General features: G+C 65.8%; 14 protein-coding genes. 10 read left to right on the forward strand and 4 right to left on the reverse strand.

The window, feature by feature from the left end; translation table 11 throughout:
• Window positions 1-15: 15 nt before the first annotated feature.
• The 3 genes from WEB52_05310 to WEB52_05320 all read right to left on the reverse strand — a co-directional run bounded on the left by WEB52_05310 (window position 16) and on the right by WEB52_05320 (window position 4,724).
• Window positions 16-2,430, reverse strand: a complete 2,415-nt coding sequence (locus WEB52_05310) for a hypothetical protein (GenBank protein ID MEX2225852.1) — start codon at window positions 2,428-2,430, stop codon at window positions 16-18.
• Window positions 2,431-2,764: 334 nt separating this feature from the next.
• Window positions 2,765-4,255: a plastocyanin/azurin family copper-binding protein gene (locus WEB52_05315; protein ID MEX2225853.1), complete on the reverse strand. Its 1,491-nt coding sequence runs from the start codon at window positions 4,253-4,255 to the stop codon at window positions 2,765-2,767.
• 232 nt (window positions 4,256-4,487) lie between these two features.
• Window positions 4,488-4,724 (reverse strand): hypothetical protein, encoded by a 237-nt coding sequence (locus WEB52_05320; GenBank protein ID MEX2225854.1) that lies wholly within the window; start codon window positions 4,722-4,724, stop codon window positions 4,488-4,490.
• Here WEB52_05320 and WEB52_05325 point away from each other — a divergent pair.
• The 4 genes from WEB52_05325 to WEB52_05340 all read left to right on the forward strand — a co-directional run bounded on the left by WEB52_05325 (window position 4,693) and on the right by WEB52_05340 (window position 7,849).
• Window positions 4,693-5,634 carry a hypothetical protein gene (locus WEB52_05325; protein ID MEX2225855.1) on the forward strand — a complete coding sequence of 314 codons (942 nt, stop codon included), beginning with the start codon at window positions 4,693-4,695 and terminating at the stop codon, window positions 5,632-5,634. The two genes, WEB52_05320 and WEB52_05325, sit on opposite strands and share 32 nt — an antisense overlap.
• Window positions 5,635-5,742: 108 nt before the next feature.
• Complete coding sequence (locus WEB52_05330) at window positions 5,743-5,943, forward strand: hypothetical protein (GenBank protein MEX2225856.1); 201 nt, start codon at window positions 5,743-5,745, stop codon at window positions 5,941-5,943.
• A 597-nt stretch (window positions 5,944-6,540) separates the two neighbouring features.
• Complete coding sequence (locus WEB52_05335; GenBank protein MEX2225857.1) at window positions 6,541-7,194, forward strand: cohesin domain-containing protein; 654 nt, start codon at window positions 6,541-6,543, stop codon at window positions 7,192-7,194.
• Window positions 7,195-7,219: 25 nt separating this feature from the next.
• Window positions 7,220-7,849, forward strand: coding sequence for a hypothetical protein (locus WEB52_05340; protein ID MEX2225858.1), 630 nt, complete (start codon window positions 7,220-7,222; stop codon window positions 7,847-7,849).
• Here WEB52_05340 and WEB52_05345 read toward each other — a convergent pair.
• Window positions 7,846-11,874 (reverse strand): PQQ-dependent sugar dehydrogenase, encoded by a 4,029-nt coding sequence (locus WEB52_05345; protein ID MEX2225859.1) that lies wholly within the window; start codon window positions 11,872-11,874, stop codon window positions 7,846-7,848. The two genes, WEB52_05340 and WEB52_05345, sit on opposite strands and share 4 nt — an antisense overlap.
• 474 nt (window positions 11,875-12,348) lie before the next feature.
• Here WEB52_05345 and WEB52_05350 point away from each other — a divergent pair, with 474 nt between their 5' ends.
• From WEB52_05350 to WEB52_05375, 6 genes are all read left to right on the forward strand, one after another.
• Window positions 12,349-18,960 carry a cohesin domain-containing protein gene (locus WEB52_05350; GenBank protein ID MEX2225860.1) on the forward strand — a complete coding sequence of 2,204 codons (6,612 nt, stop codon included), beginning with the start codon at window positions 12,349-12,351 and terminating at the stop codon, window positions 18,958-18,960.
• Between the two features lie 528 nt (window positions 18,961-19,488).
• Window positions 19,489-19,662: a DinB family protein gene (locus tag WEB52_05355; protein ID MEX2225861.1), complete on the forward strand. Its 174-nt coding sequence runs from the start codon at window positions 19,489-19,491 to the stop codon at window positions 19,660-19,662.
• Window positions 19,663-19,956: 294 nt separating this feature from the next.
• Complete coding sequence (gene hrcA, locus WEB52_05360) at window positions 19,957-21,009, forward strand: heat-inducible transcriptional repressor HrcA (protein ID MEX2225862.1); 1,053 nt, start codon at window positions 19,957-19,959, stop codon at window positions 21,007-21,009.
• Window positions 21,010-21,074: 65 nt separating this feature from the next.
• Window positions 21,075-21,614 (forward strand): nucleotide exchange factor GrpE, encoded by a 540-nt coding sequence (locus WEB52_05365; protein MEX2225863.1) that lies wholly within the window; start codon window positions 21,075-21,077, stop codon window positions 21,612-21,614.
• 54 nt (window positions 21,615-21,668) lie between these two features.
• Complete coding sequence (dnaK, locus tag WEB52_05370; GenBank protein MEX2225864.1) at window positions 21,669-23,561, forward strand: molecular chaperone DnaK; 1,893 nt, start codon at window positions 21,669-21,671, stop codon at window positions 23,559-23,561.
• Window positions 23,562-23,896: 335 nt separating this feature from the next.
• Window positions 23,897-25,450 (forward strand): hypothetical protein, encoded by a 1,554-nt coding sequence (locus WEB52_05375; protein ID MEX2225865.1) that lies wholly within the window; start codon window positions 23,897-23,899, stop codon window positions 25,448-25,450.
• The last annotated feature ends 645 nt before the right edge of the window (window positions 25,451-26,095 follow it).

Consider the following 26,095-nt stretch of genomic DNA (forward strand, 5'->3'; position numbering starts at 1 on the left):
GTAGTCGACCGGGAACTACGGCGATGTATTAGACAGGCCGTTCACCGGCGGCTGTTCTGGAATCGGATCCTCGCACGTGCTGCCGTTGCGCCCGAATACTTTCTGAACGTCCTTCACATCAATGTCGAAGTCCTTGAGCGCCGGTTCCAGGTCGTACCACGGGTCATACCGCGTGCTCCCGAAGAACGCACCATACCGCCATGCGATGCCCTGGTCGTCCAACAGGCTCACGCTGCAGTCGAGGTTCAGGTCACCCTCCAGGATGCGCACCGTCACGCTGACGTCGCCGCACTCCTCGATCAGCCCGCCGGTCACAATCCCCGGCAACGGCACGCCGAAAGCCGACGCCAGCGGGTCGCCGTAGATGTCCGCCGCCTCACAGTTCTCGTCCAGGATCACGCGCGTCACCCCGTTCTCTTGTCCCGGGTGCAGCCTGTACTTCATGTCCGGTTCCGGAACGATCTCCAGCACCGCGACGACGCCCGCACCCATCGGACCCAGGCCCACGCCCGGCGTGTTCGGATCATCCTTCGAGACGCAGCCGAACAGGATCGCGTTCTCGTTGATCACGCTGTAATCGCAGCCGCCAATGCCGGCGATCCGCCCCGTGCTGTACAGGAAGCCCGTCGACGACACTTCAATGTCAAAGACCTCGCGGTCGAACTTCACCTGGAATTCGAACGCCCCCAGACCCTCGGGGTCCGTCACGTTCACCAGCACCTCCGCCAGAAGCAGCCGGCCTTCGCCGTTGTTCTCGCAGGGCGCTGATCCCATCGTGAATGAACCCGGCGGATTCGGTTCCGCGAACGTGCCGTCATACGGCGGCTCACAAAGCCACAGATTCACCACGTCATCGATGTCCGGGTCCGACGGGTCAGCGTCCTTGTTCAGGCTCACGTCACCGTCCCCGACCGGCGTCCCGGTTGCCGTCGGCGTACCCGGCGTCTGAGTCACCGTCGCCGTCGGCACGGCCGTATTCGTCGCCGTCGCCTCCGCCGTATGCGTCGCCGTCGCCGTGTTCGTCGCCGTCGGCACCGGCGTCTGCGTGTGCGTTGGCGCGAATGTCGCCGTGGCGGTCGGCGTGTGCGTATCCGTAGGTGTCGGCGTGTGCGTGTTCGTCGGTGTCGGCGTGTGCGTATTCGTCGGTGTCGGCGTGTGCGTATTCGTCGGCGTTGGCGTGTGCGTATTCGTCGGCGTCGGCGTGTGCGTATTCGTCGGCGTGTGGGTATTCGTCGCCGTTGGCGTGTGCGTCGGCGATACGGTGTTCGTCGGCGTGTGGGTATGCGTCGCGGTCGCCGTCTTTGTGGCGGTTGGCGTCACCGGCGTCGGCGTCTTGGTCGCCGTGGCCGTCGCCGTCTTCGTCGGACTCGGCGTCTTCGTCGGCGTGCGCGTCGCGGTGTTCGTCGGGTTCGGCGTCGGTGTCGAAATCGCGCTGAGCTGAATGCTGCGGTCCTGTTGCTTGCCGCCTTGCCCGTCGGGCTTCTCCGCAAACATATGGAACGAAGAGCCCGAATGGCTCCCGGCGCCCTGACCGGCGCCCCAGTAACCGCTGTACGCCAGGTGCCCACCCCACACGAACACCACCTTCGAACCGGCGTTCGTGTACGTCACGAGTATTTCGGCCATCGAATTACTGTTGTCGAAGACCGCCGGCGTGTGCGTCGGCACGCTGATCGCGGTGATCGTTCCGCCGTAAATCCCCAGGCAGCGCGTGAGCCCGGAGTTGGTCTCCGCACCCGCGACACTGAGCGCCGGCGCCAGGAACGGGTCGCTCGGGAACGCGAAGCACTGCGGCGGATTCAACGGTAGGCCAGGGCACAGGTCCGGGGCTGCGGCGCTCCCCGAGCACGGGTCGGCGCCCGTCTGCGTGACGTTGTACTTCGTCAGGAAGTCGTACGCCTTGATCCCGTTCCGCGAGAAGTCGTAGGCGATCACGAACGTGTGCGTGCCCGGCGTGTTCGGAAGACCCTTGATCTCGTAGCGGAACGGCACCGAGTCGCCTTCCGCGTACGTCGAGTTGCCGCCGTTCAGGTTGCCGTTCTGCCAGTCACAGTGCAGATCCAGGAACTTCGGCGAACCGTTCGAGCACTGGTCGAGGTTTACCACGATCGCATCCTCGAACGTCGTCGTCGCAATCAGCGTCGCGTGGCTCGTGTCCGAGGAGCGGTAGACGTTGACGTCGTAGAACCCCTCCAGATCAGTGAGCAGGTATTCGTAGTTGAACGTGCCGTTCTCGTCGGCGACCACGCTGTCGTACGGTGCCGGCGGGATCGGATTGTGCGCTGCGTCGCCGCTGACGACGCTGCCGTCCGGCCGTACCGTGACGATGTCATAGGAGACGTTCGGGTCCATGTTCGTGCCGGTGACATACACCGTGCTGAACGGGACGTAGAACGGCGCGTCCGTCGTCACCGAAGGATCGTTCTCCACGGAGGCGATCGAATACACGACGAACGTCGCGGCGCACACGACTATCGCCGCAACGACGCTCCTGACCCGGTGAGAACCGAGCAAATTGGCCCCCCATGCACCCTTCATCTTCCGGAGATCACTCCGGCCGAAGGGCATCCTCAACTACGGTCTGCTGCGGCGGGGAACCTGCGGGCGATTCTGCGGCCCAGGGGGCCGCAATGTCAATACCATTACAAACGCGCCCCCAAGAATCTCGTCATTGACGCGCTCCTGATTATGGAAAGAAGACCCCCCGTCGTGTCTGCAAATCCCGGAGCCCACGCTTGCCGGCGGGAAGCGCATCCGTGGCGCCTCACACACAGTCCTGCTGCTGGAACACCCGGCGCGCGAACTCGATGACGTCCCCCGTGGAGTTCAGGGTCCCGTTCCTGTCAATGTCGAACGCCTGCGTCGCTCCCGCCGAGCTGAACACCGCCCGCGCCACCGACTGGAAGTCTCCCGTCGAGTTCACCGCCCCGTTCCCGTCGACGTCTACCGCTTCCCGGCAGTCTCCCAGCCCGTCACCGTCGCTGTCCGTCGATGAGATGCTCGTGCCCCAGCCCCGGCGCTCCCACCCGTTCGGCAGCCCATCGCCGTCCGAGTCGAGGTGGTCGTCCGGGAGCGCCACCGGCTTGCTCAGCCGGTCCCGCGGGTTCGCCCCCTGCCCGCACTCGTAGCCATCCATGACGCCGTCGTTGTCCGTGTCCCACGACGGGCCGTTGTCGCCGGCGTCTGTGCCCATCGGCAGCGCCGGATCGCCGTCCCCGTCGTCGTCGTTCGTCACGTCGCCGCCCCCCGGCGAAGGATGTGCCGCCACGATGGCGTCGAACGCGCCGCAGTTCGCGAGCGGACTCTCGTCGGCATCCGGCAGGCCATCGTTATCGATGTCTCCGTCCGTCTCACACGCGTCGCCCTCGCTATCGGAGAGCGCGTTGGGCACGGTGAGATCATCACCATGTAAGTTCGGACCGTTGTCCAGCCTGTTGTCCGCGTTCTGCTGGCCTGTATTCACCACCAGCGGGCAGTTGTCGTATGCATCGGGAACCTGGTCCCCGTCGGTATCCGGCCCCACCAACACCGTGCGTTTCACCGTCGCCTTGACGCCTGCCCCGTCGATGACGTCAAGCGTGATCTGATACGAGCCCGGCGCCGTGAAGGTGTGAAGGCTGCTCTGCGGCGCGTACGGCGGCGCCACGACGGTCGACTCACTGCTCGCGTCACCCCAGTTGATGTTCGCGTCCAGCGGCTCCAGGTCAGCGTCCGAAGCGGACCAGTCCAGCGTCACGTCGAGCGGGTCCGGCCCGCCGATCGGGTCCACCTGCGCCGTCACCGAGGGGTTGGCGTTCGGAACCGGTGTCGCCGTCGCCGTCGGCGTGATGCTCGGCGTAGCCGTCCTCGTCGGCGTGCGCGTCGCCGTCGGCGCCGCGACGATCACCGTGCCCTTCATCGTCACGGGGTGGATCTCGCAGTGGTACGTGTACGTGCCCGGCGTGTTGAACGTGACGCTGTACTCCGTACCGGGTGGCGGCAGCTCGCCATGCCATGCCGGCACCACGCCCGGGTCAGACGTCGTGGTGTGGTTGCTGATGTCGCCGCCCGCCAGATTATTGCTCAGCCACCGCACCGTGTCCCCCGCCTGGATCGTCACGACCTTTGGCGCGAACACGTAGTCGACGGTTGACACGTTCACGGTCGTCGCCGCTTCGGCGCGGCTCTCGCGCTCGACATACGCCGATGCCGTCAACATGACCAGCGCCGCGACCACGACCGACGAAACGGCGCCGAAGCCAATCAAGAGCCGCATGCAGTTGCTCCAGTGCCATAGTGCCAATGTTGAGCGGGAGCCGCAGTCTAACCCATGGGCGCCCAGCCGACAACGGGGCCGTCAATGCGGCCAACGTCGCGTTTTCCGCCGTCATGCGCGCATGGCTGCGGCCCTCTTCCTATGCAACGCAGCGTCCGCCCGCGCCGGTTGCTCGTCACACAACAAAGAGGGCCGCATGCGCGCGGCCCTCTTCTCTAATCACCGTTGCTCATTACCACCAGTGGTGGTGCTTCTTGTGTTTCTTGCAGGTGGGCGTCTCCAGCACCTGCCGCAGGTCATCGAAGTCGATGACGCCGTCGTCGTTCACGTCGTACTTCGCCTTGTAACGCCGCTCACCCTCTTCGCTGCCGAAGCGCAGGATGATGCCGATCGCCAGGCTGATCTTCTCGCCGAACGTCAGGCACTCGGCTTCCGGCGTGCGCGTCACCTCCGGCGTGCGCGTTACCACCGCCGTGCGCGTCATCTCCGGCGTGCGCGTCCGCGTCACTGTGCGCACCGCGGTCGCCGTGCGCGTCACCGTCGCGGTGCGGGTCGCCGTCGCTGTCGCCGCCACCGTCGTGTTCGTCGCCGTCGCGGCCACCGTGTTCGTCGCCGTCGGAATCGCCGTGTTCGTCGATGTCGGTATCACGGTGTTCGTCGCCGTCGGTATCACGGTGTTCGTCGATGTAGGAATCGCCGTGTTCGTCGCCTGCGCCGTATTGGTCGGCGTCGGCGTGTTGGTAGATGTTGGCACCGCGGTTTCCGTCGCCTCCGTCGTTGGCGTAGGCGTCGGCGTGTTGGTCGATGTCGGCACCGCCGTCTCCGTCGCCTCACTCGTCGGCGTTGGCGTCGGCGTATTCGTCGATGTCGGCACCGCCGTCTCCGTGGCCTCACTCGTCGGCGTTGGCGTCGGCGTATTCGTCGATGTCGGCACTGCCGTTTCGGTCGGACTCGCCGTTGCGGTCGCTTCCCCCACGACCGTGCTGGTCGCCGTCGGAATCACCGTATTCGTCGCTGTCGCGATCGCCGTATTGGTGGCGGTCGCAGTCGGCGTAAACGTCGCCGTCGGCGCCACGGTATTCGTGGCAGTCGGACTCACCGTGTTCGTCGCCGTCGCGATCGCGGTATTGGTCGCGGTCGGAGTCGATGTGAACGTCGCCGTCGCCGCCACCGTGTTCGTCGCGGTTGGCGTCGCCGTGCTGGTCCGCGTCGCCGTCGGGCTCGGCGTATTCGTGCGCGTCGCCGTCGGGCTCGAAGTGTTCGTCGCCGCCGCGACGGTGTTCGTCGCCGTGGCGGTCGCCGGCGCCCCCTTCGTGATCGTCGCGCCGGTGCAGGTCAGCGTGCCGTCGCCGCCAAAGGCTGGGCAGTCCAGCGAGTAGATGTTTGTTCCAGCGATGAACGTCAAGGGGTCGATACCTGGCACACTCCCCGACTGGAACGTGATCGTGGCAAGGAGTCCGGGTTCTGCTGCAAGCTCGATGGTACCATTGAGCCCCTGGCAAAAGATCGTCGCGTCCCGGACCCCCACGGTGTTGGGATTATCTCCCTTCGGGAAGGACTGTCCGAAGCTCGTGCAGTCCCAGTTGATCCCGAGCGAGTTCGGGCCCGCGCCGTCGTTCGCGTCCGGGTTGTCATTCAACGCCGGCGCCGCGTCCGGCGTTTCAGGCGCCGTGTTCAGCACGCTGTAGCTCATACGCGAGTCGAAGGCATTCGGCGAACCAAACTCGGTGAGATAGTGCTCAAGGCATATGGCCACCGTGTGGGTCGTGTTCAGTGGCACGGTAGCGATCGGGTCTATCGGGTCGCAGGGACGCGTGCCGTTCGTCGGGTCCGCGTCAATGCTCATGGTCAGCGGACCCTGCGCTTCACCCATGCGGGCGATCGCGAGCACCAGGATCGCCCCCAGCACCGCCAACGGGAGAATGCCGATGACAACGCGCTTACGCCTAGACATGCCTGCCGCCTCTCATTCCCGAACCCATACTCGTCGAACGTAGTAGCATCCCTGACATTACGCGTACACAACAAAACGCGGGCGGGCTATGCTCGTCTCGTCAACCTTCTTGCGGCGGGGGTCGGTCACCAGATGCGGGTATCCGGCGCGCAAGTATAGCGTGGGAGCGCCCCGCACTGTCAACAGATTGCAACGCCCTTCGTCGCACCGCGTCAAGTCACGTCGCGCAGCGCGCCCGCAACTCGCCGTTTGCCCCGCCCCGCCACAGTGTGGATAATGCGCCGCGGACAGGGGAGGGACGGTCCCCCTTCGCTGTGCCCCGTGGAGTAACATGAACCGCCTCGCCAATCTGCTTCTCATCTTCGCTGCCATCGCCTGCTCCGCCCTGCTCACAGCCTCCGCCCTCGCGGCACAGGAGGGCGCCGCATCCATCACAACCACCACCGAAGAAGTCGACCGCGACGGTGAGCGCGTCATTCGCATCGATGTCTCCGTCGAGAACGTGTCGAACCTCGGCGCCTTTCAGTTCGTCATGAACTTCGATGGCGAAGTCGTACATCCCACCGAGGACAACACCGTCCAGATCGGCGAATTCCTCGCGTCGTCGGACCGCGAGGTGTTCTGTCCCGAAACCGTCATCGACGCCAACGCGCTCCGCTATTACTGCGTCACCCTGGGAGAAGAACCGCCCGATGGCGCCGAAGGCAGCGGCTTGCTCGCCAGCATCTTCTTCACGGCGAACGAAAGCGGCAGCACGACGCTCGACTTCACCCGCGCCCAACTCGCCACCCCGGAGGGCGACCCCATCGACACGACGTGGGAGCCTGGGGAGATCGTCATCCCCGCCGAAGACAACGATGGCGGCTGGGCCATGTGGGCGGCGATCGGCGGTGCCGTCGTGCTCGTCGGCGTCGTAGCGATCGCGGGCCTGTCGCTCTACCGCCGGCGTCGCGCCAACACCGGCCAGGTGCCGCTGGGTCAGTAGGATGCGCCTGCGCCTCTGCGTGGTCATGGCGCTTGCCTCACTCGCCATCGCCTGCAAAGGCGACGACAACGACTTCGACGCCGCCGCCCTGCAACCCGTGCTCGAACGCTCCGCACTCGCCCTCGCCGACCTGCCCGATGACTGGAGCGAGAACGCCGCCCTCGCGCCGCCCGCCGCCGAGCCCGGCGAACCGATCTTCGGCTACTGCAATCAGCAACTCGCTGCCACCCCGGCCGCCAGCGTCCAGGCGGGCTTTCAGCGCACCGCCCAGGGCCCCTTCGTCATCACCGCCGTGCGCGCCTTCGCCGATGACGGCGCCACCCGCTTCATGGAGCAGATGAGTGACATCGCAACCGAGTGCCGCCGCTGGTCCCAACGAGACGATCGCGGCACCACATCGGAGTGGACGCTCGCTCCGCTTCCCGATGCGAGCGCTGATGGTGCGGTCGCCTTCCACGTCGCGGTCACCTACGCCGATGGCCTGTCGCAGACGTCCCACGTCGTGCTGTCACACGCCGGTCAATTCGTCACGGAACTCGTCCACGGAGCAAGGGCCGATGTCACGGTCCTCGATTTGGCGCTCACGCAGGAACTCTCGACGATCGCACGCGAGCGGCTGGAAGCGGCCGTCTCCGAAGCCTCAGCCGGCTCCTAGAGACAGGGGACAAAGCTGAAGATCCGGCGCGCCATCTGCAGGAAGTCGCCCGTCGTGTTCACATTGCCGTTCTTGTCAAGGTCGTACAGCATCGTCTTCACCGGGAAGTTGAACATCGCCTTCGCATAGATCAACAGGTCACCGGTCGAATTCACCGTCCCCGTGCCGTCGACGTCCAGCACTTCCTGGCAGTCGCCGATGCCATCCCCGTCCGTGTCCACCAGCGCCGGATCCGTGCCCCAGCCACGCCGCTCCCATCCGTTGAGCAGCCCGTCGCCGTCGTCGTCGAGATCTTCGTCGGCAGGCTCCGCCGGCACCGACGTGTGATCGCGCGGGTTTGTCCCCTGTGCGCACTCGTAACCATCGAGCGCGCCGTCGCCATCCGTATCCCACGAAGGCCCGTTGTCTCCTGTGTCGAAGCCGTCTTCCGGCGCCGGGTCGCCGTCACCGTCGTCGTCATTCGTCAGGTCCCCGCGCGCCGGGCTCGGGTGTCCGGCCGCCAGCCCCGTGAAGGCGCCGCACACCAGTGGGTCCTCGGCGTCATCCGGGAGCAGATCGTTGTCGTCGTCCAGGTCGCAGGCGTCACCGAGCGCATCCGCATTCGCCACCGTCGTGTCGATTGATGCCGTCGCCGGGCCATTGTCGTGTGGCAACGCGTCGAAGTTCGCCTGGTCGGCGTTCTCCACCAGCACGCAATTGTCCACATCGTCGCCGATGCCGTCGCCGTCCGTGTCGGGCGCCGGCGTGCTCGTCACGGTGGGCGTCGGTGTGTGCTCCACCACCGTCGGCGTCGGTGTGAAGGTCGGTACCGCGGTGTTGGTCGCGGTCGGAGTGTCCGTCGCCGTCGGCACGGCCGTGTCCGTCGCCGTCGCCGTTGGTGTCTGCGTATCCGTCGCGGTGGCGACGGCCGTGTGCGTCGGCGATGGCGTGGCGGTCGCGATGGGCACAGACGTGTTCGTCGCGGTCGGCTGCGACGTGTTGGTCGCCGTCGGCACTGGCGTGTTCGTCGCGGTCGGCACCGGCGTGTTCGTGCGCGTCGGCGACGGTGTAACCGTCGCCGTGCGCGTTGCTGACGCCGTCGCCGTATGAGTCCGAGTGGCCGTAGCCGTCGGCGTTGGATCGACGAACGTCGCGTTATACGTCGCGGTCGCGCCCGCCGTGATGATGACGCAGCCGACAATCGGCGGCGTGCACGATCCGTGTACGCCCGACCACGCACTGAAATAGACGTTGCCGCCGCCCGGATTCTGCGGCGACGGTGCCAACAGCGTGTGCTCCGAGTTCCGCGGCACGCTGCGCGTGAACGGTACCGTCTGCGTCGTGCCATCGACGGTGATCTGGATTCCCGTCCGGTTCGACGTGAGCGTGAGGTCGACGCGGTTTGGCGTGATCGAGATCGATTCGCTGTCCTGCAAGCCGCCGCTGTCCGACACGGTCAACGTGATCGTGTAGAACGTGAAGTCGCCGTGGTCGTCGGCGCCGATCTGACCGCCGCTGCCGGTCGGCTGAGACTCGAGGTGATTGTGGCAGTTGATGAACTCCACCTCGCTGCAGTGCTCAAGGAGGACCGTCCACTGCAGGCCGGTGCCGGACAGCGTGCCGTCCTCCGGGTCCGTGCCCGTACCGCTGAACGCGATGATGTCGCCGACGTCGTAGCGGCCGCCATCAGTCGGCGTCACGATGTCCGCCGTCGGGGCGTTGTTGCCGACCGAAATGTCCACGATGGCGCTGTCAGTCAGGTTGAGCGGGTCGGTGACGGTCAGCGTCGCGGTGTAGTCGCCGTCGTCCGTGTACTCGTGCGACGGGTTCGGCAAGGTCGATGTCGCGCCATCGCCGAAGTCCCAATCGTAGGTGATCGCCTGCCCGCCATCGGGATCGCCGGATCCGGCGCTCGTGAAGTTCACCGTCAGCGGCGCATCGCCTGAGGTGGGCGAACCACCGGCGACGGCCACCGGCGGCCGGTTGTCACCGATGAAGCGGATCCGCCGGATCTCCCCGCCGTCAAGCGCCAGGTAGTAGACGTCACCGCCGGGGCCAACTTCGATCTGCACCGGTCCGGCCCCGTTGCTCGTGAAAACGTCGTCACTTCCCGGGATCATGTTGTTCGACGCGTCGACCTTGAGCACGCTGATCTCGTCGCGCGCATAGTCGCCGAAGAAATACGTATTCTGAAACGCCGCGCTGTAGCCGTTCACGCCGGTGAACTGACCGCCGACGACGGCTGAACTCGGCGGGTGCTCGTACGCGTGGAGCGGCAACTCTGCCGTGCCGAGGTCGTAAAGGTCCTGGCATTCCGAGAACGCGGCGTACCCGTCCTGCTCGAAGGGACCCTCGTAGCATGGCCAGCCAAGGTTGTCGCCGGCGTTGATGACGTTGATCTCTTCCCAGTCGTTCCACCCGACGTCACCGCTGAAGATGACGTTCGTGCCCGGCTGGAAATTGAAGCGGAACGCGTTACGCAGGCCCATCGCCCACACCTTCGACTCGTTATCGTTCGCGTCGCCCGTCCAGAACGGGTTGTCCGCCAACCCGTCGCCCGTGTCCGGGTTCACGCGCAGGATCTTGCCAGCAAGGCTCGTAACGTCCTGGACGCGAACGGCGCGCGAGTCGACGGTCACGTAACTGGCGCCGTCGCCGGTCGTGACGTAGAGCATCTCGTCGGGACCGAACCGCAGATTGCCGATGGCGTGGCTGAAGTGATCGACCGGAATGCAGTCGATGTTTTCCGGCCAGACGCGCTCGCCACCGCTCATCTCGTCGCACGAGGGGTCGGCCGCCGTCGTCGCGAACGTGCCCAGCAGCACTTCCCGCGTCGCGGGGTTTGCCACGTTTCCGGACGGCGTGTTGGCGCGGACGCGCATCACCTTGTTCGTCTTCGGACCGTTCGGGTCGTTCTCATTGTGTTCGTGCGTGTACGCCAGGTACACCCAGCCGTTCGTCGCGAAGTCCGGGTCGAGCGTCATGCCCAGCAGCCCGCGGTCCTGTACGTCGTTGACGTCCGGCACCGTGTAGTAGTTGTGGAGCGTCGTCCCGTCCCACACCTTCACCTCGTCGTACCGGTAGGCGATGAAGATGCGGCCGTCGGGCGCGAACTCAAAGACCGTGGGAATGAACGCCGGCAAGTTGTCGACGACGACGTCCTCCACGAAGCCGCCCAGGTCCGGACGGAACTCGAAATCGAAAAATATCTGCGCCCCGCCCGCGTTCTCGTAGTACTCGACGACGACCGTATGATTCCCGGCCGTCATCTGTTTATTGGCCGAATGCTCTGTGGGCCCCTGGTCGATCCAGTAGTCGAGGATCAGCTCACTGTCGACGTACACGCGCACGCCATCGTCGCTCAGTGCGTTGAACTGATAGACGCCTTCCTGGAACGCCATCGTGCGCGTCCACCGCACGCTGAACGTGTTGTTTGCGATAACGCCGGGAAACGGCGATCCCGGTGCCGTGTCGTTCCAGATGAATGCGATCGCCTCGCCGTCGTTGCGCGTGCGTTCCGGCGTGCCTACGAGGTTCGCGTCGTCAAAGTACTCCGCCTGCCATCCCTGCGGGATCGTGTTCACGTCTTGAATCGTCGCGATGATCGTCGCGGCGTTCACGACGTCGTAAAGTTCAACCTTGATCGTGTTCGCGCCACTGAGCTGCCGGTCGACGAAGTACGTCGTCGGCCCCTGGTCGACCCACGCGTCGAGAATGAGCACGCCGTCGTCGTACACGCGCACGCCATCGTCGGCGGTGACCGTAATCCGATACATGGCGTTCGCATAGCTATCGGCGCGCTCGAACTTCGCGCTCCAGTTGTCCGCGGTGGTCGTTCCGCCGGGCGATCCGGAGAAGAACTCGTCTAGATCCGCCCCGTAGTCCGCCGTGTGACGCACGGTCCCGTTGACGGTCAGGTTGTTGTAGAACGTGCCTGTCCACGTGCCGGCCGCGGCCTCAACCTCGTGAGGCGCGCGCGCAGGCACCAGCGCGAGCGCCGCCAGCACCATGAGCGTCAACGTGAAGACAACCGTCTTCGCGGGCATGCGTTCTCCCAACTGCCAGGCGGCCGGCGTACCGATCCCGAACAAAGCCAGAAACGTACAACCTGAAGGAGGCGTTGCAGAAAACGCCGCGCCGGCCCGAAACGCCGGCCGGGGATCTGCGCCGAACCCGCTCGATTCTAACCCAGACGCGTCAAGTTCGTCCGCCCAAACGTAAAGAAACCCCGGCGCTGTGAACGCAGTCATCCATAGGCCGGGGCATTGGGATGGGCCGCGTGTCTATTGACAGAATGGCTGCCCTCAAGTACGTTTGGCTAGCCTGTTTCACAGGTCCCGCCGCACAACGTTGTTCTTCAGGGGGAGCCAGAAGGCTTCCCTTTTTTTCCGAGAGCCCGCGGTTCGCAATCACCGTGGGTGAATCACGTTCTGCTTCTTAGGACTCGGCATTAGCAAGGAAGCTGGTGGGGTAGTTGACGGTTGCTATTCGGATCGATGCTTTGGCGACTCGCTGGCGCCATGTTGGCGCGCTCGTCGCGCGCAACGCGGCGGATGCTTCCGGCCGCCCTGCTGCTCGCCGCCGCGACGGCGCTCGCTTGGCTGCTCTTCACCTCAACGTCCTCCCTCAAAGCATCGCCTGACGATACAGGTCTTCTCAGTCCTTCACTCGAGTCCGTAGGAAGCGGCGATGGGTTCGAAGCCAATCCCGAGAACGCCTTCATGGATGACGGTATCGCCGCGTCCAACATCGATGGTGCGGGCGACAGCCATCTCTACTTCGGCTATCCCATCGCCTTGCCATCCTCAACGCTCGTCGAAGGTGTCGAGATCCGCGCCGACTGGTGGATGGATTCGGTTGACGGGACGAGCAACCTGACGATCGATCTGTCCTGGGATGGTGGCGCGAGCTGGACGTCAACTCAGGCCACGTCACTCGAAGATACAAGTGAGCGCACCGACATCCTCGGCGGTCCCGCCGACACATGGGGACGATCATGGTCGCCGCAGGAACTCGAAAGCCTCAGCGTGCGCGTCACCGCCAGTAGCGACGATCCCGCCCGCGATTTCCACCTCGACTGGATTGCGGTGCGTATCTTTTATTCATCGATTCCAACGCCGACCCATACGGCGACGCCCACCGAAACGGCGACCACCGTCCCGACCGCCTCTGACACGCCGACGCCAACCGAAACGGCAGTCGCGACGGATACCCCGACGCCAACGCCTACGGAAACCGAAACGCCGACCGCCACCGAAACGGCGACCGCCGTCCCAACCGCCACTGACACGCCGACGCCAACCGAGACGGCAGTCGCGACGGATACCCCGACGCCAACACCTACTGAAACCGAAACGCCGACCGCCACCGAAACGGCGACCGCCGTCCCGACGGCCACCGACACGCCGACGCCAACCGAGACGGCAGTCGCGACGGATACCGCAACGCCAACGCCTACGGAAACCGAAACGCCGACCGCCACCGAAACAGCGACCGCCGTCCCGACCGCCACCGACACGCCCACGCCGACCGAGACGGCAGTCGCGACGGATACCCCGACGCCAACGCCTACCGCCACCGAAACAGCGACCGCCGTCCCGACCGCCACCGACACGCCCACGCCGACCGAGACGGCAGTCGCGACGGATACCCCGACGCCAACGCCTACCGCCACCGAAACAGCGACCGCCGTCCCGACCGCCACCGACACGCCTACGCCGACCGAGACGGCAGTCGCGACGGATACCCCGACGCCAACGCCTACTGAAACCGAAACGCCGACCGCCGTCCCAACCGCCACTGACACGCCCACGCCGACCGCCACGCCTGACGGCACCGAAACGCCGACGCCAACGCCCACCGAGACCGAGACGCCCGCCGCTACCGAAACGGCGACCGCCGTCCCGACCGCCACCGACACGCCCACGCCGACCGCCACGCCTGACGGCACCGAAACGCCGACGCCAACGCCCACCGAGACCGAGACGCCCGCCGCTACCGAAACGGCGACCGCCGTCCCGACCGCCACCGACACGCCCACGCCGACCGCCACGCCTGACGGCACCGAAACGCCAACGGCCACCGAGACCGAAACACCGACCGCCACCGAAACGCCGACGGACACTGCCACGCCGCAACCCGCTGGACAGACGACGCTGACAGCATCCGTACAGGCAGGCGCAACAGAGATCGCCGTCGCCGATACGGCGGGTTTCACGACGGGCGACACCATCGTCATCAACCCCGGCGGAGCAAATGAGGAGACGAATGAAGTAGCGGGTTTCGCGTCGATCCTGCTCGTGACGCCATTGCTGCAAGATCACGACGCGGGCGAGACGGTCATGGTGCTGGAGGAGGCAACCCCGACAGCGACGGCTACAGCAAGCGTTGCAGGACCGATACAGCGAATTCTTCCTACGAACCAGGTCATCTCGCTGCCTGGGACGTTCAGCACGGACATCACCGTTGAACAGGTCCCGAATCTCGGTGCGTACGAGGCGATCGTCAACTATGACAGCGCCGTCGTAAGTCCGACGACCGCGATTAACAGTACATTTCTGGGAAGCACGGGCAGGAGCGTCTTCTGTCCGGCGCCATCCTCTACCCTCGTATCCGGCACGATCCTGCAGTTTCGCTTCGGCTGCGTGACGACAGGGACAACGCCCGCCGGCCCGAACGGTGCGGGCCTGCTCGCGACGATCAATTGGGACGCAGTCGCCTTGGGCACCAGTGCCCTAATTCTCGCGCCGTCGCTCGCGAATGAGTTGGGCGACGATATCCCCGCTACCGGATTCAGCGCGAGTGTTGAAGTCAGCGATGGACCGACGTCCACCCCCACGCCAACGAACACCCCATGTCCTGGCGGCAGCTGTCCCACGGATACGCCGACGCCGAGCCCGACAAGCACGCCCGTGATCAACTGCGGCCCAAGCGGCGCGACCGTCTGCTTCCTCCCACAGGATGACTCGCACGCAAAGGGCGCGTTGTTTACCGCCGCCGTTGCAATGCAGGCCGGCGCAAATCTCGGCGCCTTCGAATTTCAGCTGGCCTACGACCCGGAGGTTATGAGCGCAACCGGAGCGGTCCCAGGGTCATTCCTCTCTAGCTCGGGTAGAGCCGTGAATTGCCTTGTCCCGGTGCTCTCAGACGGGCTCGTCCGGTTCACGTGCGTGACGCTTGGGGATACACCCATCGCCGGTGCTTCCGGCAACGGCATCCTTGCGTTCGTCGAGTTCTCCGCTGTTGAAGAGGGTTTTTCGATCCTCGATCTTCAGGACGTGACCCTGACGGATCCGTCTGGACGAGTGATCCCCGCAGCCGCCGTCGATGGAACGCGGACGATCTTGCCGTGCCTGGGTGTCTGTCCGTCGCCGACATCCACGCCAACTTCAACACCATCACCGACGCCCACCAATACCGCGACCGAGACGTCGACGAGCACCCCCTGCGCCGGACCATGTCCCACCGACACGCCGACGCCCACGTTCACTGTTACGCCTACGCCCACCACGACTCCTACACCCACCACGACCGTTCCGCTCGCGCTTCGCGTCAGCCCTGTGTCCCAGAACGAGTTGGCCTCACTGAGTTTTGCGGTCGATGTCGTTGTGGAGAACGTGGTCAACCTGGGCGCCTACGAGATCGGCCTGCTCTACGATTCTGCTTTGATCTCCTTGGTCTCGGCGGTCGACGGTCCGTTTCTGGGTAGTACCGGGCGCGAAGTGAGTTGTCCATCGTTTTCAGATGGTGCCGGAAGCGTCCGCTTTGGCTGCGCAACTCTCGGCTCGGTTGCTCCTGGCGCATCCGGGACAGGCGTCCTCGTTACGTTCACCTTCACCGGCATCCAGACAGGCACGTCTGACCTCACGCTCAGCGCTCCGATCCTGGCGGACGTCGCGGCCAACCCGGCGTCAATCGGAGTCATTGAATCCGGCACCGTCACGATCGATCCGTGTCCAGGCACCTGCCCCACTCCCACGTCAACTCCCACACCCGGCACACCTACGCCGACCGCTACGCCCGGCGGCGTGTCGCAGGTTGGTGTAGCGCCGGTGAGCCTCACTGCCCCGGTGGGCACAGAATTCTACGTAGATGTGTTGATCTCCAACAGCGCAAACATTGGTTCGTACGAAGTCCTGCTGCGTACGGCCTTCAATGAGCTGGGTGAGGTCGAGTTCGGCGTACTTGAATTTGTCCAATTTACGGACGGTCCCTTCTTGGAAAGCTCCGGAAGGATCGCCACCTGTCTCGACCCCGCCATCGATTCGATAAGCGTGCGGGTGGGATGCGTCACGACCGGGCCTAACCCGCCGGGTCCCGCGGGAGCAGGCGTCCTCGCGACCGTCAGATTTCGCGTGTTAAAGCCTTCGACGCGCCCAATGTTGATCGCGGTTGATCCGCTGACCGGCGGTCTTAGCGATCCGCTGGGCGCGCCGCTGCCATTCACGGTCTCGGGTGACACCACCGTGACCATTCCGGCTGCGGGTTCCGGATCAACGACCGCCGGTGGATTGATCCGTTCGCATGGCGCTGGAACTCCCGGCCCCGGAATCAAACCTCCTGGCGCTATCGCTGCCAAGGACGCCGCCGGACAAATGAAACTCGTCATGCCGCCGCTCTCCGCCGACGCTGACATCGACTTGAATCCGGCAATTCGATCCGAACCTACGCGGCATCCTTATCGCGCGGCGTTGCTCACGATCGCGGCGACGGCTGCCTTGATCGCAGCGATCGCCTTGTTCTGGACGTACGCGCCTCGAGAACTCTTCCGCCCTCTATCCGGTGCAGCGACGGCCGCCGTACTGCTACTTGTCTTTATGACGCTGCCGGCACAATTGAAGCTGAGTGCAGCTAATGTTGTCGCGGTGTTCAAGTCACCTTCGTCAGCAAACCTCTTTATCGGCGGCCCTCAACTCGTCATTGAGGAGAGGATCGCCATAGTGACTGAACCGGGACTTGCGTCGTTCGAAGTCGAAGTGGCCTATCACTCCGGCGTCGTCGACGTGGACGTTGCTGAGGGCCCATTCCTCCAGAGCTCTGGACTCGACACGACCTGTACAAAGACGAGCCTTGCGAGTAACCGGTTCGTCTTCTCGTGCGCGCTCGACGGCGATCCTCCCGCTGGTCCGACTGGCGAAGGCGTCATCGCCATATTGAGCGTCTACCCCGATAGTTCGCTCATGCTGCGCCCAACGAGGGAGAACGGCGTTCTCACCGTTCTTGACAATGTGCGAACCGGTGTCCGTCTCTTCGACGCGTCCGGCGATGCGCTCGATGCCGGATCCGTGGGCGATGCTTTAATCGCCGTGCGCGCCCTCGAGGGCGATCTGAACAAGGACTGCATCGTCAACGTGATCGATGATCAACTGATCTCCGTCCGATATCTGGCGCGACCCGGAAACCTCTGGTACCAGCCCTACTACGATCTTGAACCGTCGTTCACCGACGACGACATCGATATCAAGGATCTGCAGTTCGTGTACGGACGCAATGGAAGCACGTGCCAAAAGCCGGTTCCTTCGCAGACTCCTCCACCGGGGACCACGCCCGTAATTCCGTCCACAGCGACCCCGTCGCCGTCCGCAACGGCGAGCCGGACGCCGACCGACACCGTCATCGCCACCGCCACCAACACCGCCGTCCCGACGGCGACCCGCACGCCCACGCCGACCGACACCGCCATCGCCACCGCCAGCAACACCGCCGTCCCGACGGCGACCCGCACGCCCACGCCGACCGACACCGCCATCGCCACCGCCACCAACACCGCCGTCCCGGCGGCGACCCACACGCCCACGCCGACCAACACCGCCATCGCCACCGCCACCAACACCGCCGTCCCGACGGCGACCCACACGCCCACCGCAACGGCGACGCGCACACCAACCAGAACGCCTTCACCCACACGGACAGCCACGCGCACCGCAACCGCCAGTCGCACACCCGCCGCCACCAGGACGCCTACCGCGACGGCGACACCGGAAGCGCGCACCGCTACCGCGACCCGCACCGCTGTGCCCACCGCCACCAACACACAGACCGCTACATCGACAGCGATCGCTGCAACGCGCACGCCGCGCGCTACGCACACCGCGGCCATTACGGCAACGCGCGCGCCTGAAACCGCGACGCGGACGGCGACGAAGACCGCCGTCCCGACCGCCACCAACACCCGCACCGCGACGGCAACCCGCACCGCCGCGCCGACAGCCACGCGCACGCGTACCTTCACGCCAACCGCGACGAAGACCGCCGTCCCGACCGCCACCAACACCCGCACCGCGACGGCAACCCGCACCGCCGCGCCGACAGCCACGCGCACGCGTACCTTCACGCCAACCGCGACGAAGACCGCCGTCCCGACCGCCACCAACACGCGGACCGCGACCTCCACGGTCGTCGCGGCAACCCGCACGCCTGACGCGACGCGCACGACGGTCGTCACTGTGACCCGCACCCCCGGCGTCACGCGCACCGTGGTCGTCACCGTGACACGCACAGCCGTCGCCACAGCCACCAACACCCGGACGGCCACTGAGACGCAGACGCCAACCGCTGCTAATACGCCAACGGCGACTTCGACGCGGACGCCAACCGCTACGAACACGCACACGGCGACCGCCACCGCAACGCCTACAGCGACCCAGACCGCGACGCCGACGCGCACGTCCACGACAACGCCTTCGCCGTCGCACACGCCACAGGCGTCCGAAACGCCGACGCCGTCCGCCACCTTCGTGCCCTCCAGCACGCCGACTCGGACGTCGACTGCCGTCGCCACGAACACGTCGACGGCCACGCGGACCGCCACGCCCGGCGCGACGGGCACGGCGGGTGGCGCCACGTCCACGCCACGCTCCGCGACTACAACGCGCACCGGCGTCGTCCCCGCGGCGAGCCGCACCACCGGGCCGGCCGTCGCGACGCCGACCCGCGTCAACATCGTGCTCGGCGGAGAGCGGACCGCTACGCCTGTGCGCTCCCCCGGTGCGCTGCCGAGGACCGGCGTTTACGACGTGCAGGACGGCCGGACGTCGGGCGCCCAGTTGATCGCCACGCTGGTCGTGCTCGGACTTGGTGCTCTCGCAGCCACCGCGTTCATAGTGCGGCGCAATGCAACGACGAAGCGCTAAGCCATTGGTTCGGAACGCCCGCCCGTGATCAATGCAATCCGATTGCGTACCGGAGGCCGCGCGAACGCCCCCGAGATCACGATAGCTGTCGAAAGTGAGGCTCCGCGCAGCTTGTCGCGGCTGACCACGCAGCGATTGCCCCTCGCCGCGTACCGATGCCACGACGGCTCGCCTGGTATAGATCGCGCAAGGCGCCGGTGAACCGCGAAGCGCTCGACGAACTGTTCCAGTACACCGCGTTTACGTGGGCGTCCTGCGGCAACGCCGTCCGCAAACTGCCGTCCGAAGCTTTGACGCGCGAGCAGCCCGGCACGGGATGGGCGTCGCTACGGCAAGTGCTGTGTCACCTCGCCCTGGCCTGGGATGACGGGCTTCGTCGTCAGCTCGGCATCGACGACCCGCTCAACGTCATCCCTGAGGCGATTGTCACGTGGGACGAGATAGAGGCGCATCGGCAGAAGGTCCGCGGCTGGCTCCGCCGCGTCATCGACGAGACCGGCGAAGCAGCTCCACCCCCTTACGGAACCGATGTGGGACGGGCCGCCGGCCATGCAGGTGAGCAAAGCAGACCTCCTCGCGCACATCCTGCTGCACGAGCGCGGCCACCACGGCGACGTCACAAGCGTGCTCGCGCAGATCCGCGCGGACCCACCCGCCGTCGACTACCTCGTGTACCAGTTCTTCAAGCGCCAGCACGAGTAACGCCGGGAAGGGCCGCCGAATGAGATCCGCCTTGCGGACATGACGCCTCCGCCCGTCGGCCGCGGCGCGCGCGTAGCGCTCATCGTGGCGCAGGAAGATTGCCGTAGACGCGCGCTTCCGCCGGGTCGCCCGCGCCACCTGCGCGGCGAGCTCGCCAGCACGTAGGCCGGCCGAAGACGCCGGAATCTCGGAGCGTCGCACCGGCGGCTGGAACCTTGACCCGCCTCCGGCGCAGGGTTACACTTTTCGCATTAGCACTCTAACCGGGAGAGTGCTAAATCGAAGCTGAGAGCCATGCTGACTGAACGTAGAGCCAGGCTCTTGAGCCTGATCATCAGCGAATACGTCGATAGCGCCGTGCCCGTCGGGTCGGACGCGATCGTCCGCAAGCACCGGCTGGGCTTCTCTTCGGCGACGATCCGCAACGAGATGGCGCGCCTGGAAGAAGAGGGCTTCATCAGCCATCCCCACACGTCGGCGGGGCGGGTGCCATCGGACAAGGGATACCGCTACTACGTCGAGGCGCTCATGAAGGAGCGCGACCTCTCGCTCGATGCGAAGCAGATGATCCGGCACCAGTTCCACCAGGCGGGCCGCGAGGAAGACGAGTGGATCCACCTGGCGGCAGCGGTCCTGGCGCGGGCGGTCGAGAACGCGGCGGTGGTGACGTTGCCGCGGTCGCCTGAAGCGCGCCTCAAGCGGCTGGAGATGGTGAGCATCCAGGACACGGCGGCGCTGCTGGTGCTGGTGTTGCAGCAGGCGCGCCTGAAGCAGCAGGTACTGATATTTCCGGATCCGATCGAACAGGACGAACTGACGGCGATCGCGAACCACCTGACGCAGGCGTTTGTGGGCCACTCGGCGGCGGAGATCGCGCGGTCGCAGGTGCAGCTGACGCAGCTCGAGTGGCACGTCGCGAATGCCGTGCGCGAGATCATGGCGTCGTCGGACACGAGCGGTTACGACGAGGCGTACCTCGAAGGCGTGCGCAACGTGATGAAGAAGCCGGAGTTCGCGACGAGCGAGAAGATGATCAACCTGCTGGATGTGCTCGAGCAGCGCAACCTGCCGAAGATCATCCCGTTTCGCGAACTTTCGACGGACGGCGTGACGGTGATGATCGGCGCGGAACACGAAGAGGACGCGATGCGCGACTACAGCGTCGTCGTGGCGCCGTACGGCAAGCAGGGCGGCGTGCAGGGCGCGATGGCCGTCGTCGGGCCGACGCGCATGCACTACTCGGAGACGATCTCGACGGTGCGCTTCATGGCCGGCGTGATGAGCGAAATGCTGCAGACGTTCTACGGCGATGACGAAGAACGCCAGCCGGAAGAGCCCGCCGAATAGCGCTGGCGTCCAGCGTTTCGGGCGGCGCCTCACAGATAGACCACACAAGATGAAGGAGACAGCCTATGACCACGGAACGCGAGAATGAAGCGACATCGGACGCGGCGGCATTGCCGGACGACCCGGAGGCGTTGAAGGCGCAACTGGAAGAAGAGCGCGCCAAAGCGCAGTCGTACATGCAGAGCTGGCAACGCGCGGCCGCGGATTATCAGAACTTCAAGCGCCGGGTGGAGGAGGAGCGCAGCGAGACGGCGCGTTTCGCGAACGCCTCCCTGATCATCAACCTGCTGCCGCTCGTCGATGACCTGGAACGCGCGCTGCACAACGTCGACACGCATCTTGCCGGGCTGACGTGGGTCGACGGCATGCGGCTGATCTATCGCAAGTTCCAGGCGCTGCTGGAGATGGCCGGCGTGTCGGAGATCGAGGCGGACGGCCACACGTTCGACCCGTCGCTGCACGAAGCTGTGGCCCAAGTGCCGGGCGAAGAAGGCAAAGTCGTGTCGGTGGCGCAGCGCGGCTACAAGCTCGGCGACCGGGTGATCCGCCCGGCGATGGTGATCGTCGGGACGGGCGGCGGCGTGCCGCAGCAAGAGGACCGATAACGCGGCGCGGCAGGAGAGCCGGCCGGACGAAACGATCGAGAAGGAGAAAGAACGATGGCAAAAGTAATCGGGATTGACCTGGGGACGACGAACAGCGTCGTGGCGGTGATGGAGGGCGGCGACCCGGTCGTCATCACGAACACCGAGGGCGCGCGCATCACGCCGTCCGTCGTCGCGATCAGCAAGACGGGCGAGCGGCTGGTCGGCACCGTCGCCAAGCGGCAGGCGGTGACGAACCCGGACAACACGGTGTACTCGGTGAAGCGCCTGATGGGGCGCAAGTTCGAAGACGCCGAGGTGCAGCGCGACCTGAGCCTGCTGGGCTACAAGATCGAGCGGGCGCCGAACGGCGACGCGCAGGTGCAGATGGGGGGCCGCGCGTATTCGCCGCCGGAGATCTCCGGCATGATCCTGCAGAAGCTGAAGTCGGACGCGGAGGCGTACCTGGGCGAAACCGTCACGGAGGCGGTGATCACCGTCCCGGCGTACTTCAACGACCAGCAGCGCCAGGCGACGAAGGACGCGGGCAAGATCGCCGGCCTCGAGGTGTTGCGCATCATCAACGAGCCGACGGCGGCGGCGCTCGCGTACGGGTTGGACAAGAAGACCGAAGAGCTGATCGCCGTATACGACCTGGGCGGCGGCACGTTCGACATCTCGATCCTGGAGCTGGGCGAAGGCACGTTCCAGGTGAAGTCGACCAACGGCGACACGCACCTGGGCGGCGACGACTTCGACCAGCGGATCATCGACTTCCTGGTGACGGAGTTCAAGCGCGAGCAGGGAATTGACCTGAAGCAGGACCGGATGGCGCTGCAGCGTCTGAAGGAGGCGGCGGAGAAGGCGAAGATCGAGCTTTCGACGGCGCAGCAGACCGAGGTGAACCTGCCGTTCATCACGGCGGATGCGGCCGGCCCCAAGCACATGGCGATCAACATCACGCGCGCGAAGCTCGAGCAGCTCGTCGGCGAACTCGTCGAAGGGACGCTGGAGCCGGTGAAGAAGGCACTGCAGGACGCGGGCGTCACCGCGTCGCAGGTTGATGAAGTGGTGCTGGTCGGCGGTCAGACGCGCATGCCGCTCGTGCAGGAGAAGGTGAAGGCGTTCTTCGGCAAGGAGCCGCACAAGGGTGTGAACCCGGACGAGGTCGTCGGGATCGGCGCGGCGATCCAGGCGGGCGTGCTCAAGGGCGAAGTGCGCGACGTGCTGCTGCTCGACGTGACGCCGCTGACGCTCGGCATCGAGACGCTGGGCGGCGTGGCGACGCCGCTGATCCAGCGCAACACGACGATCCCGACGAGCAAGAGCCAGGTGTTTTCGACGGCCGCGGACAACCAGCCGAGCGTCGAGATCCACGTGCTGCAGGGCGAGCGGGCGATGGCGACGGACAACAAGTCGCTGGGCCGCTTCATCCTCGACGGCATTCTGCCGTCCCCGCGCGGCGTGCCGCAGGTCGAGGTGACGTTCGACCTGGACGCGAACGGCATTCTCAACGTGTCGGCGCGCGACAAGGCGACGGGCAAGGAGCAGAAGATCACGATCACGGCCGGCGGCGGGCTCTCGAACGAAGAGGTCGAGAAGCTGCGGCAGGAAGCCGAACTGCACGCCGAGGAGGACCGCAAGCGCCGCGACGAGATCGAGATCCGCAACCAGGCGGACAGCCTGGCGTACACGGCCGAGAAGACGCTGCGCGAGAACGCGGACAAGATCGACGGAGGGCTGAAGTCCGAGGTCGAGGGCAAAATCGCGGCAGTCCGCAGCCAACTTCAGTCGGGCGATGCGTCGACGATCCGCAGCGCCGTCGAGGAGCTATCGGCGGCGATGCAGCAGATCGGGCAGGCGGTCTACGGCTCGCAGGCGGGCGCCGATGGCGCGCAAGAGGGCGCGCCGGAAGGCGAAGCGACGGCGGAAGAGGGGACCGTGGAGGGCGAATACCGGGAGGTGTAGTTTCCCCGGTCGCAGCAGATCACGCGAAGGGCGCGCGCCGCGAGGTGCGCGCCCTTTTGTTGTGAGGCGGGATGTCGGAGGTCGAAGGCCGCGGCGAGGTTCGATGGCCTGGCTCGTTACGGCGCTTGGCGGGGCGTGTAATGCCACGTTGCTGCGAGGGGCTCGGATTGTTTCCGGGACGGGATCCTTCACTTCGTTCAGGATGACGTTCGCGGCAGACAAGGCGTTCGTGCTGATTGATCGCTGTTGTCTGGCTTGCGGCGGGGTTGCGTAGATCGGGCGTCGGGTAGCGGGGCGGCGGTGCGCCGACACTCGAGGCGGTGGAGGTGCGAGAGATGTCCGAGCGACGATTCCCCATCGGTCTGCTGCTGATTGCGCCGGTCGCGCTTGGCTTCGCGGTGTACGCATTCACGGGGCAGGCGCAGGTGCTCGATCCCGACGCGACGGCGACGATTGAGGCTGATGATACGGCGACGCGCAGCCCGTTCTGGAGCGAGATGGATACGGCGATCGCGGCGGAGAACACGGCCGACGCCTTGAACCCGCAGAGCACCGCGACCGAGCGACCCACATCGACGCCGACGGCAACGTCGACGCCGGGACCGCAGGCCCGTCGCGGCGACTTCGGCGAGGGCGCGTGGGTGCGCGTGAACGCCGGCGAAGGCGACTGCCTGAACGCGCGCAACCAGCCTTCGCTGGCGAGCGAATGGGTGATCGTGAACGCCTGCCTGCCGCATGGCTTTGAGGGTTACGTCAGCGGCGAGGCGCAGAACGCCGATGGGCACTGGTGGTGGTTCATCGCAGGCGCGGGCTGGGTGGCGGAGGACTACCTGGAGTACGCCGGCGACGTCGACATTCGCGCGCGGACGCTGCCGGAACTGGCGGGGCGCGGGATGATCGCGTTCCTCCGACAGGACGCCGCCTACAACACATCGATCTGGGTGATGAACACCGATGGCAGCGGCCAGCGGCTGGTGCGGGCGGGACGCGCGAACGAGCATCCGAGCGACGTCGGCTGGTCCCCGGACGGCGGCTCGCTGACGTTCTCGTTGCCGCGGCTCGACGGATCAGATCCGACGGCGTGGGACATACACATCCTGCCTGTTGATGGCGCGGCGGAGACCGTGATCGAGAACGCGTATGGCGTCGCGTGGTCGCCGGATGGCGTGACCTTCGGCACCGTCGCCGACGCCCGCGTCGAAGGGATGAGCGGGCTGAATGGCGTACCGGCCGTCGTCAACGCCGCCACGGGCGAGCGTCGCGTCTACGGCACGCAGCGGTCGTGGCTGCAGGCGCCGCTATCGTTCAACCATGACGGCACGAAGTTGCTGGTCACCTACTCGGACTGGGAGAACGGGGACGACCCCGGGCCGCGCTTCATGGTCTGGGACCTGGAGGGCAACGAGATCGCGCGCGTCGAAGCGCCGGCGGATACGTATTACGCGAGCCCGATCTGGTCGCCGGTGGAAGACCGGATCATGTTCCACGCCGGCAGCGCGCAGGGGCAGCCGCAGTACGCGGTGTACGACCTCGACCGGCGGGACATCGTCGCCGGTGCGCGCGTGCCGAAGGCGAGCGACAAGATCGGTGGCAAGTGCGGCAGTTGGAACATGTGGGCGGCCGCGTGGAGCCGCGACGGCGGCAGCGTGCTGTACAGCTTCGACTCGGGCGAGACGGGCGCGAACGGCATCTGGGTGTGGGACCTGGCGTCCGGGGCGCAGTCGCTGGTGCCCGCGATCGCGACGTCGAACGCCTCCGCCGGGCCGGACGGCTATGCGACGTTCTCGTCGCATGGCGGCGGCAGCAGCGGCTATATCTTCATCGCCGCGCCGGGCGGTGGCTGGCCGCTGTTGTTGACGGACGGGACGAGTCCGGTTTGGGGACCGTAGCGAGGTTCGCCTCGCGTCGGTCCTGGCTCACGTTACCGGCGCTCGATACCGAACAAAGTAAGACGGCCGCGCGCGGATCGACGATGAGGCGATCTTCTCGAGTTCGTAGATCCTTGGGACTGCGCCTCGAAATCGGACCAGTTCAACCTTGACGCCGAGGTTTCGACATCTGGCTATAGCCGGTACAAGGTCAGCGTCAGCAGTCGCAAGTATCGCCACGTCAATCGTTTGCCGAGCAGCGCAGAAAAGCATGCCACTCGCGAGCAAGACGTCGGTCTGCTTCTTGAGCCAGATGCTCACGCCGTTGCGAACACGCTTCGTCATGTAAGCACCCGGAGGAACGATTACGGCGTCGTCCCGACTCACACGATCCAGGTAGGCGCGTTCTCTCGCATATCTGTCATCACCGAGCTGCTCGCGAACGGATGGCAAATTCGACGCGAACGAGTTGCCGCGGACCCGCGACGGATCGCGCTAGCTGACCGACGTCGTACAGCTCTTCCCAACCGCATTCGCGGAGCCGAAAGCGAACGTTGTGGCCGTCGATGAAGACGCCTACGCGCTTCATCCGAGAATTGTATAAGCGCTTGACATCTGCCCCCCCTGACGATACTATTTTATAGCTACCCCGTCGTCGCTCCGGCC

The sequence above is a fragment of the Dehalococcoidia bacterium genome (genome assembly GCA_040902535.1).
In the GTDB taxonomy this organism is placed as follows: domain Bacteria; phylum Chloroflexota; class Dehalococcoidia; order DSTF01; family JACRBR01; genus JBBDXD01.

Coding starts and splice junctions, on each gene's coding strand:
- WEB52_05315 (MEX2225853.1), bottom strand. CDS start 4,255: ATGCGGCTCTTGATTGGCTTCGGCGCCGTTTCGTCGGTCGTGGTCGCG.
- WEB52_05335 (MEX2225857.1), top strand. CDS start 6,541: ATGAACCGCCTCGCCAATCTGCTTCTCATCTTCGCTGCCATCGCCTGC.
- WEB52_05340 (MEX2225858.1), top strand. CDS start 7,220: ATGGCGCTTGCCTCACTCGCCATCGCCTGCAAAGGCGACGACAACGAC.
- WEB52_05345 (MEX2225859.1), bottom strand. CDS start 11,874: ATGCCCGCGAAGACGGTTGTCTTCACGTTGACGCTCATGGTGCTGGCG.
- WEB52_05350 (MEX2225860.1), top strand. CDS start 12,349: ATGTTGGCGCGCTCGTCGCGCGCAACGCGGCGGATGCTTCCGGCCGCC.
- WEB52_05355 (MEX2225861.1), top strand. CDS start 19,489: ATGTGGGACGGGCCGCCGGCCATGCAGGTGAGCAAAGCAGACCTCCTC.
- hrcA (MEX2225862.1), top strand. CDS start 19,957: ATGCTGACTGAACGTAGAGCCAGGCTCTTGAGCCTGATCATCAGCGAA.
- WEB52_05365 (MEX2225863.1), top strand. CDS start 21,075: ATGACCACGGAACGCGAGAATGAAGCGACATCGGACGCGGCGGCATTG.
- dnaK (MEX2225864.1), top strand. CDS start 21,669: ATGGCAAAAGTAATCGGGATTGACCTGGGGACGACGAACAGCGTCGTG.
- WEB52_05375 (MEX2225865.1), top strand. CDS start 23,897: ATGTCCGAGCGACGATTCCCCATCGGTCTGCTGCTGATTGCGCCGGTC.